Source organism: Dyadobacter koreensis (assembly GCF_900108855.1).
Taxonomy (GTDB): domain Bacteria; phylum Bacteroidota; class Bacteroidia; order Cytophagales; family Spirosomataceae; genus Dyadobacter; species Dyadobacter koreensis.
In genome coordinates, this window is the sequence record NZ_FNXY01000012.1 from 103379 (window position 1) to 113910 (window position 10532).

6 protein-coding genes and 2 rRNA genes are annotated in these 10532 nt (G+C 41.1%); 6 read left to right on the forward strand and 2 right to left on the reverse strand.

All coding sequences use genetic code 11. The features are described 5' to 3' along the window. Positions 1-86 precede the first annotated feature (86 nt). The 6 genes from BMY70_RS30205 (at position 87) to BMY70_RS30230 (ending at position 9717) form a co-directional block, all read left to right on the forward strand. Positions 87-4658 carry a carbohydrate-binding protein gene (locus BMY70_RS30205; protein ID WP_229209831.1) on the forward strand — a complete coding sequence of 1524 codons (4572 nt, stop codon included), beginning with the start codon at positions 87-89 and terminating at the stop codon, positions 4656-4658. 90 nt (positions 4659-4748) lie between these two features. Continuing rightward, on the forward strand, positions 4749-5585 hold the full coding sequence (locus tag BMY70_RS30210; protein ID WP_090342318.1) for a helix-turn-helix domain-containing protein: 837 nt from the start codon (positions 4749-4751) through the stop codon (positions 5583-5585). 82 nt (positions 5586-5667) lie between these two features. Next, a complete protein-coding gene (locus BMY70_RS30215) occupies positions 5668-6363 on the forward strand; it encodes an ankyrin repeat domain-containing protein (RefSeq protein WP_374754733.1) in 696 nt (231 codons plus the stop codon). 30 nt (positions 6364-6393) lie between these two features. Then, the gene (locus BMY70_RS30220) at positions 6394-7818 is read left to right on the forward strand and encodes an amidohydrolase family protein (RefSeq protein ID WP_090342324.1); all 1425 of its coding nucleotides are present in this window, start codon (positions 6394-6396) and stop codon (positions 7816-7818) included. 128 nt (positions 7819-7946) lie between these two features. Further along, positions 7947-8369 (forward strand): secondary thiamine-phosphate synthase enzyme YjbQ, encoded by a 423-nt coding sequence (locus BMY70_RS30225; RefSeq protein WP_090342328.1) that lies wholly within the window; start codon positions 7947-7949, stop codon positions 8367-8369. Positions 8370-8922: 553 nt separating this feature from the next. Further along, a complete protein-coding gene (locus BMY70_RS30230) occupies positions 8923-9717 on the forward strand; it encodes a class I SAM-dependent methyltransferase (RefSeq protein ID WP_090342334.1) in 795 nt (264 codons plus the stop codon). A 274-nt stretch (positions 9718-9991) separates the two neighbouring features. Here the strand turns inward: BMY70_RS30230 and rrf are convergent. Beyond that, a 5S ribosomal RNA gene (gene rrf / locus BMY70_RS30235) occupies positions 9992-10103 on the reverse strand. 144 nt (positions 10104-10247) lie between these two features. Then, positions 10248-10532 (reverse strand): 23S ribosomal RNA (locus BMY70_RS30240); the annotation flags it as partial.

Here is a 10532-nt window from a genome sequence, read left to right on the forward strand (position 1 = left end):
GCGAATTTTTTCTACAAATATAAAATTTTGTCCAAAAAAATTTGAAACAAACAGTATCTTAGATGAAAAATTTTAACAGATCATCTATGAGAAAACTTCTCCTCTGCTTAATTCTTCTTTTGACTGCTGCGCTGAGTTTTTCTCAGACAATTCCTTCATTTCCAGGTAAGCTGGAAGCAGAAAGCTTTACCCAAATGAGCGGGGTAGCAGTTGAAACAACCGGTGATGCTGGCGGTGGACAAAACGTTGGCTACATTGAAGACGGAGACTGGATGGATTACCAGGTTGACGTAACGATTGCAGGTGCCTATACCTTTAATTTCAGGGTTGCAAACAGCCATGGAAACGGAATTTTGGAACTGAGGAACATAGATGGAACTGTCCTCGGTCAGGCAAATATTCCACAGACTGGCGGTTGGCAAAATTATGTTACGGTCAGCACCCAAGCAGCACTTCCTGCCGGTGTACAAACGATCAGGATTTTCGCTAAAAGTGGTTTATTTAATTTCAACTGGTTTGAAGCTGTTCAGGAAAATCTGATTCCCGGAAAAATAGAAGCTGAATCTTATACTGCTATACACAACGCAGGAACTGAAAATACAGGAGATCTTGGAGGAGGATTGGATATCGGCTGGATTGGCGATAACGCCTGGATGGATTACGAATTAAAGGTCTTAACATCCGGAGTTTACACTTTCAAATTCCGCGTCGCAAATGGATTCAGCGACGACGCCGCACTTTCCTTGAAGTCATCAGATGGGACAGTTTTGGGTGAAATAAATAATCTTCCAAGAACGGGCGGGATGCAAGGCTGGGGACACGCGAGCCTGACTGCCTACTTGCCAGCGGGAACACAAACTTTGCGTGTTTTTGCAAAAAAAGGAGTTTTTAGTTTAAACTGGTTTGAGGTTAAAGGTTCGACATCATTACCAGGAAAAATCCAGGCAGAAGATTACGATCTCTCCAGCGATATCAGAACGGAAGATACGGGGGACGTTGACGGTGCAAAAAATGTCAGTTACATTGACGACGCAGATTTTCTGGATTACAATATCAATGTAGCTTCTGCGGGTAATTACGTATTCAATTTCCGTGTCGCCAACAGTTGGGGAAATGGAAATATTCAGATAAAAAATGCAAGTGGAACTGTTTTAGGCAATGTCGATGTACCACAAACAGGCGGATGGCAAACATATACAACTATTAGTACAACTGCTTCATTGGCAGCAGGAAGTCAGGTTATCCGTATCTATGCTAACCGCGGGTCATTTAATTTCAACTGGTTTGAAGCTAAAAAAGCAAATCTTATTCCCGGGAAAATCGAAGCGGAAGATTTTTCGGCAACTAACGGACTTGGTACCGAAGCAACAGCCGATGCAGAAGGCGGGTTGGATGTTGGCTGGATTGGGGATAACAGCTGGCTTGATTACAACGTCAAAGTGGTAACAGCAGGCCTTTATACTTTTAAATTCCGGTTTGCAAATGGTTTCAGTGATGACGCCTCTCTCGAACTTCGTGCAGCGGACGGGACTGTTTTAGGTACAATTAATAATCTTCCGCGTACCGGAGGAATGCAAGGCTGGGGCACGACGAACGTAACTGCTTCTCTGCCAGCCGGCGATCAGTTGATCCGCGTATTCGCGAAAAAAGGAGTTTTCAGCTTAAACTGGTTTGAGGCCGTTGGTTCGAAAACTTTGCCGGGAAAAATTGAAGCAGAAAATTATGACGTTTCGAGTGATATCAGAACAGAAGACACAGGCGATATCGACGGAGTTAAAAATGTAAGTTACATTGATGACGAAGATTTTATAGATTATAACGTCAATGTTACTTCTGCCGGTTCTTACGCTTTCAATTTCCGCGTAGCGAATAGTTATGGCGATGGTATGATTGAAATAAAAAATACCTCAGGAAATGTGTTGGGACAAGTAAATGTGCCCCGCACAGGAGGCTGGCAAACGTATACCACCATCAGCACAACAGCTAATCTTTCAGCAGGTAGCCAAATTTTAAGAATTTATGCTAAAAAAGGTGCGTTTAATTTCAACTGGTTTGAAGTTACAAAAGACCTGTCAATACCTGAAAAAGTCCAGGCCGTTATCACCTTCCCCGAACTTTCTGCAAAAGGTTTAGGCTCTGGAGTTTTTGATCTGGTTGCAACAAGTACTAATACCGAGACACCGATAACATTTATCTCCTCAAATCCCTCGATCGTATCGGTATCGAACGAAACGGGTAATTGGAAAGCGACGATCCACGCAGAAGGCACCGTCACGATTACTGCTGTACAGGCAGAAAGTGCCAATTTTCTGGCTGCGGGAAATATTACAAGAAATCAGGTGATTCAACCGGCAACTACTCCTGACGAGCCTATAAAAGGTGAAAAAATCACTCTTGATCCGAAGCGTTGGTATCAATTAAATAATACGGCAAGAGGCCTTGACGGACTGTTTGACGGAGATACACAAACGGATGTGCAGTTGGGTTGGGGACTGGCCCTAAGTTCGTGGGATGCCTATTATCCGCTGCTGGACGGAGAACAACTTACATTGGAAAGTATCAAGCTCTTTGACTTCATGGGTAACTTCTCAGAAAACCCGATGACAATATCGGTTATTACGGATCAGTGGGAACGCATTCCAATTGCTACCTTTACCGGTGAAGTTTACAACGGTTGGGTTGGCCCTTACCCAGACAGACAACTTTCAGGAAATGCCCAGTTCAAGCTTGATCAGCCGATTTCTAATATCCGCTATCTGGTCATCAATATTAAAAGTGGCTTACCTACTGAAATTGAATTTTACGGTACGCATACAGGAGGGACAAAACCTGTCACACCCGTTCCGGCAAAAAATATTAAACTACGTGACTTATTTGGTGTAAATGCTTACGAATGGAATTTCGAGGATGGTAACACGCCTTGGCAGATCAACGAAGACAGAATGAATGTGGCAAAAAGTTTTTCAGGTATCCGGCATTATATGGACTGGGAAAAACTTGAATCTTCGGAGGGAGTATTTTCATTTAACCCTACGCTTAGCGGCGGATGGAATTATGATGCAATTTACGAGCGTTGTAAAGCCGCCAACATTGAAGTTTTGGCCTGCCTGAAACAAATTCCGGGATGGATGCAAGATTCTTACCCTGACGGACAACGGGATGGGGAAAATGTCCCGGTGCGTTTTGGTAAAGATTTCGCAGATCCGCTGTCTTACATCGAACAGGCCAAGGTCGCGTTTCAATACGCTGCCCGTTACGGAAGCAATACGGCAGTAAATCCTTCTTTACTAAGCGTTTACACAATTCCGAGATGGTACAACGATACGCCAAACTCTATAAAAATCGGAATGAACCTAATTAAGTACATTGAATGTGACAATGAGCGGGATAAATGGTGGAAAGGGAGAAAAGCATACCAGACAGCACGCGAATATGCCGCCAACTTATCTGCTTTTTATGATGGCCACAAAAATACGATGGGGCCAGCCGTTGGTATAAAAAACGCCGACCCGAATATGAAAGTAGTTATTGCAGGATTGGTAACGGGTTCTGATTATGTAAAGGGAATGGTTGACTGGTGTAAAGAATTCCGTGGATATAAGCCGGACGGCTCGGTTGATCTATGCTGGGACGTTGTGAATTTCCACTTATATACAGACGACGGTTCTTCTTCTCAGAGTGGGACTTCCACTCGTGGCGCTGCACCGGAAGTGACCAACGCTAACACGATTCTGGAAAGATTTGCAGAAGTTTCTCACGATGTTTCACAGGATATGCCCGTTTGGATTACGGAAGCTGGCTATGATGTCCATCAGGAAAGTCCGTTAAAGGCAATTCCAATTGGAAACAAAACGGCTTTTGAAACTCAGGGAGACTGGATTTTAAGAACTTCTTTATTTTCCGCCCGCCACGGTGTATCAAAAGTATTCTTTTACCAGATGTATGATGACAACACTTCTGGTGGAATGTTTGGTACTTCCGGGCTGATTAATTCCGACATGTCCCGCCGGCCAGCTGCTGATTATTTCCTTCAGGCTAATAAGCTTTTTGGTGAGTATATGTATAAGGAAACAACAAATCAGGATCCCATTGTCGATCGATATGAGCTGAACGGAAAGTCACTTTATATTTTGACAGTTCCGGATGAAAAAGGCAGAACTGTGAATCATACTCTGAATATTGGCAATTTTAACAGTGTCAAAGTGTATCGTCCAAAGGCTGGAAGTGATAATATGGATATGGAAGAAGTTGACGCGTTTGGTGGAAATTTAACAATTACAGCAACAGAAACGCCAACCTTTATTATTCCGTCGTCGGCATCAAATGCCAGACAAGCCGCAGTGGATTCGATTTTTTTTGTAAACGCTCTTGCCGCTCCGTTGGAAGAACCGTTAAGTCTACACAATTCGGTTGAGGTTTATCCTAATCCGAGTGTGAACCATGTCACGGTTGATATGAAAAATAAAAGTAACGCACCGATTGAAATCAACCTTTTTGATGCCGGAGTTGGAAGACTTCACAAGAAAATTCAAATTCAGTCTGGAAACGCTTCGGAGATTAAACAAATCGACATATCAAGCTTGCCAATCGGCATATACATTTTAGAAATTAAGCAAGGAAATGACCGTGCTTTCAGAAAAGTTGTGAAAGGCATGTAATATTCTTCTCTTTGACTATCAAACGGGATTTCAGAATGACATCTGGAATCCCGTTTTGTGTTACAGGAAAGTTAGGTTATTTTTACCCTTATGCTACCGATCCTGGGAATTGATAAAATTATGAAAGCTCCGTCTTTTTCGGAATCTTTTAAAATGATGCGCCATGCACCTATCAACATGCCGCTCATCAATGAGGCCCATAAACATGATTTTTACATGTTACTAATCGTTGGACACGGTTCCGGAACTCACTCCATTGATTTTGAAAATTACGTAGTTTCTGATTTTACCGTTTTCTTTCTTGCTCCGGGGCAGGCACATGAATGGAATCTGGCTCCGGAAACCACGGGATATCAAATTCTGTTTGCACCTGAATTCCTACCAGGAGGTCACCCGGACACTCCGTTTTTTAAACCGAAATCGTTTCCCTTTTTAAAAATCACAGATAAGAATTTTAGCGAAGTCTCGGCTGAACTTATTTTGATTGAAACTGAAATAGAAAGAAATTTAACTTATTCCGAGGTCGTCATTCAAAGACGCCTCCATATAATCCTTGCCCTGCTAAAAAGATGGTATGACGAAACATATCCGGTCGAATCAACTGAGAAAAACGGAAGATTAATACAAAGCTTTCTGACATTATTGGAAACGCATTATAATCAGGATAGCAGCGTTGCATTTTATGCTGAAAAACTACATGTAACAGCAAGTTATCTTAATAATGTCTGTAAAAAAGAATCTGGTCTGACTGCCGGCGAACAGATCAGAGACAGAATATTATTAGAAGCAAAACGTATGCTGAAGCTCACCAATGATGATATCAAGGAAATAGCATACGCACTTGGTTTTAACGACACTTCATATTTTTCCCGATTTTTCAAAAAGTATACCGACCAGACGCCCCTAACTTTTCGCAAAAAAATATAGTCTGTCCGGTTAATGTGCTAATCTGTGCCATTTTACAAAATTCCCTCATACTAATTTTGTAAATCATCTGAATACAGATCTCATGACTCTATCGTCCATCCGACTTTCAATTTTGCTAATTTCTCCGGTATTGCTTTGCGCCCTAAATTGTCAGTCTCAAAAACTTAAACCGATGACTACATCTCAACAATCAATTTTTCAAGCAGTTGAGCAAAATAATATTCATAAAATAAAGGAATACATTGAACAAAAAAAGGATTTGGAAATAAGAAACATCAAAGATGAGACTCCTTTAATGTCTGCAACTTACAAAAACTCGCTACCCGTTGTTACATTATTGATTGATGCAGGCGCAAACGTTAATGCACAAGACAATATTCTTAATAGCCCCTTTCTATATGCTGGTGCATCAGGCTTTACTGAAATTGTACGGTTATGTGTAAAAAACGGAGCAGATTATAAAGTTTACAATCGCTTCGGAGGCAGTGCTTTGATCCCTGCTTGTGAAAAAGGCCATATTGAAACAGTTATCGAATTATTGAAGGACAAAAAATTTCCGATAAACCATATCAATAATCTTGGCTGGACCGCCTTACTCGAAGTAATGGTCATTGGAAAAGGCGGAATCGAAACTCAAACGAAGATCACGAAACTACTTATTGACGCCGGTTGTGATGTAAATATTCCGGATAAAGACGGCGTGACATCACTTACGCATGCGCGTAGAAATGGTTACAGGGAAATCGTCACAATGCTTGAAAAAGCTGGCGGACATTAAAAAACACCACGTTTACTTACTTAAAACTAAATGAGAAAGTTATTCTTGTTTTCAACGCTGATCTTGTTTTCAGCTACTTCATTTGCTCAGAAAACAAAAGTTGATTTGATTCTTGCCGACGTAAATGTAATTGATGTAAAATCGGGAAAGGTAAATTCAAATCAATATATCGTTATCAAAGATGATTCAATCTTAGGCGTATTTAATCAAAGTAAGGCAAATGGTTTTTTGCCTTCGAAAACGGTCAACGCGAAAGGAAAATTTGCCATTCCAGGCTTATGGGATATGCATGTGCATTTTGGCGGCGGGCAGGAAATCGTTCATGAAAATAAAAATCTGCTCCCGTTATATCTGGCCTATGGAGTCACAACTGTAAGAGATTGCTCTGCCGATATCAGTGATAGTGTTCTTCAATGGCGGGAAGAAATAAAGAAGGGGACGCTTATGGGGCCGACTATCTTCACATCGGGCCCAAAACTGGAAGGTTACAAATCAGTATGGCTGGGAGATATCGAGATTTCAACGTCTGCAGAGTTGCAAAAGGGGCTGGACTCTCTGGACGGGTTAAAGGTTGACTTTGTTAAAATAACGGATAATACCATGAAGCCCGATCTATTTCTGGAAAGTGTCCGGGAAGCAAGAAAACGCGGGTATAAAGTTTCCGGGCATATTCCCTCTGTTCTGACAATGGATGACGTCATGTCTGCCGGTATCAGTTCGATCGAGCATATGTCTTATATTTTAAGAGCAGCCACAAAAAATGAGAAAGAAATCGCACAGCTTTCAGCTTCCGGGAAACTGAAAGGTCGAGAATTGAGTAATAAAATTCTGGCTGATTTTGATGAAAATGCTGCATTCGCAACTTATAAAAAAATGGCAAAAAACAATGTTTTTGTAACGCCTACACTTTCCCTACCGCATTTGTTATCACATATCGACGAGGACGATCACAATAAGGATGAATACCTGCAATATATTGGAAAAGGACTTCAAAAAACATATGTAGGCCGAGTCGAGCGTGCCATGAAAGATGATGCGGATGCGATAACGTTCCGAAAAAAATATAATGACAAATCGAACTCATTACTTCCATTGCTGGAAAAAGCCGGAGTCAAAATTATGGCAGGAACAGACGGCGGTTATTTAAATTCTTATGTTTATCCGGGAATTGGTTTACATAAAGAATTGCAGCTAATGGTAAAAAGTGGACTTACGCCGCTTCAGGCATTGCAGGCTTCAGTCATTAATTCTCCGCTTTTCTTGAATAAAAAGGAATATGGAAGTCTTTCTGCAGGAAAAAAAGCTGACATTTTATTATTGGACGAAAACCCGGTATTGAATATTTTGGCAACTGAAAAAATCAATACAGTCATTGTTAAAGGTAAGGTTCTCGACCAGTCCGCTATTAAATCGACATTGGAAGAGGTGAGAAGTAAAACAGCGAAAGGCATATAAACTGGTTATTCCCTGATTTAACAAAAGGAAACAAGGTAATTTGTTTCCTTTTGTTGTACCCCGACAAAACTCAGGCATTATTTTTACATTTACTTGATCAGTAAAATCGGAGCAAGACGCAATAAAACATGAGAATATATCAGGAGAGTATTCAGTTACGGGAAGTGAGAAGAGGTTTTCATTTGATAACCGGTGAAATTATGAAAAGAATGACTGAGATCACTGAAATAAAGGCAGGAATCTGCCAGGTATTCATTCAGCATACTTCCGCTTCATTAACCATCAATGAAAACGCAGATCCGACGGTCAGAAAAGATTTCGAAATGTTTTTTAATAAAACTGTGAGGGAAAACGATCCTGATTACCAACATGATTACGAAGGCTCTGATGATATGCCTGCACATCTTAAAGCTTCTATTCTGGGAAGCTCAGTTATGATTCCGATTCGTAACGGGAAATTAGCTCTGGGAACCTGGCAGGGAATTTATCTATGTGAACACCGGGATCGTGGCGGTTCCCGAAACCTAATTGTAACGGTGTGGGGTGCTTAAGAGGATAGGCCTCAAATATTTCATTTTTAAAGTGTGGCATTCATTTTCTTTAAAACGTCCGAATGCCGAATCCAGGCCATTCGGGATGAATAAATTGATCAGCTGTTGAGCATTAAAGCTAAGGCCTGTTTTTCCCTTTCAATCAAAAATAAAGTTACCGCCGCCTTCAATCATAAACCTATTAAATCCACGAAGTGTATCGGTAGAAGTAAGTCTCCGGGATAATGTTTGTGATGGGGGGCATAAAAGAGTTTTAATAGAAAAAGATTTTACAAGGAATAATTAGCAGTTTCTCATAAATAAAATTCGATTGCGAGATGGTATAGATACTTTTCGGGTACACCACACCTATTTCATAGCTGCACAATAAAGAACTTATTCAGGTGTAAAAAATTTCCGAAGCCTAATTTGAGTTATTTTCCTTAACAAGATTACAAAGCATAGGATCAAAATAAGTTTAATCCACTATCGCTGATATCTGTCTTCTCTGTTCTTGTATATTTTCTGAAATAAATATTATTTTACTTAAAAATAATATAAACTGTAAAGTTGCATGGGAAATTTTTCAAACAATCTTCGGTTATATCTGGGTGTTTGTCGAAGGGTTGGCCATACCCTTTCGCTCGGAATGTTGAATAAAGACCGTAGAGAAAAGCTTTTATCTCTCTACAATCAATATGAAACTAAATTGGGCCAGCAGGATATAACTCCCATTGACCCTTTTGTAATTCCAAAAACCGATGTGTTTGAGTTATTTGGAAATGACAATGCTCAGTATGAGGGAGTTTATGAATGCGGATTTGGGCATACCACAGAATTCGAATTAAAAGTCATCAGCAACTTAGTCAAAAAGTTTAACCCAGACCGCATTTTTGAAATTGGAACATTTCAAGGAAGGACTACTCTAAACATGGCTATAAATGCAAATCCCACAGCATTGATCACTACATTAGATTTGCCCAGCGAGGGCTTGAACACAACTGCGCTGAATATTGAAGAAGGAGAAGTGAGATATGTAAAAAAAGACGTTTCAGGAGAAAGATTTACAGGACACCCAATGGCCGACAAAATCACACAAGTTTTTGGAGATTCAGCAACATACCCATTTACAGACCATCATAACTCCATCGATCTGGCTTTTATTGATGGATCTCATGCTTACGAGTATGTTTTAAATGACAGTAATAAAGTTCTGTCAATTATGCGTCCGGGTGGATTAATTATTTGGCATGATTATACCAACTGGGAAGGAGTTTGGACTGCCTTAAACGAGCTTTATAAATCTGATTCCAGATACAAAAACATTAAGCACATAGGTGGAACAAGTATTGCTATTCTCCAGGTTTAGGTTAATATGGTGTTAACCAAAAAAATCCCATCTCCTTATGAAGATGGGATTTTTTTAAATGGTATTGTGACGACTACACCAGGCGTCCCCCCTACTTTACCAGGTTTGAACGGGAACGCCTAGTTCAAGTATCATCGGCGGTTTTGGCCGGGATCACGCTGATATAGGCGCCCCCGGCTTGGCCAGCCGCGCTTAACTTCTCTGTTCGGGATGGGAAGAGGTCAAAAACGCAAAAAGCCACCCTTATGCAGAGTGGCTTTTTGTTATAATAGTATTGTGGCGACTACCTACTTTACCAGGTTTGACCCAAGTATCATCGGCGGTTCTGGGCTTAACTTCTCTGTTCGGGATGGGAAGAGGTGAACACCAGGCCAATAGTCACCAACAAGATTTTCTGTTGGTAATTTGTGACTTCGGGATGGAAACAGGTGAAGCGAATCGTCGCACCGTCCATTCCAATAGTCACCAACAATATCTTTGTGAGTGTATAATCAATGTCATATTGGAAGCAAAAGAGAATGAGGTAAAAGTTATGCAAGCTGTTGGGTAATTAGTACTGCTCAGCTGAATGTATTTCTACACGTACACCTGCAGCCTATCAACGTCGTAGTCTACAACGACCCTTGTGTGGAAGATTCATCTTCGGGCTAGTTTCGCACTTAGATGCTTTCAGCGCTTATCTATTCCCCACATAGCTACTCGGCCATGCCCCTGGCGGGACAACCGATTCACCAGCGGTGGGTCCACCCCGGTCCTCTCGTACTAAGGGCAGCCCCCGTCAATCTTCCTACGCCCACCACAGATAGGGACCGAAC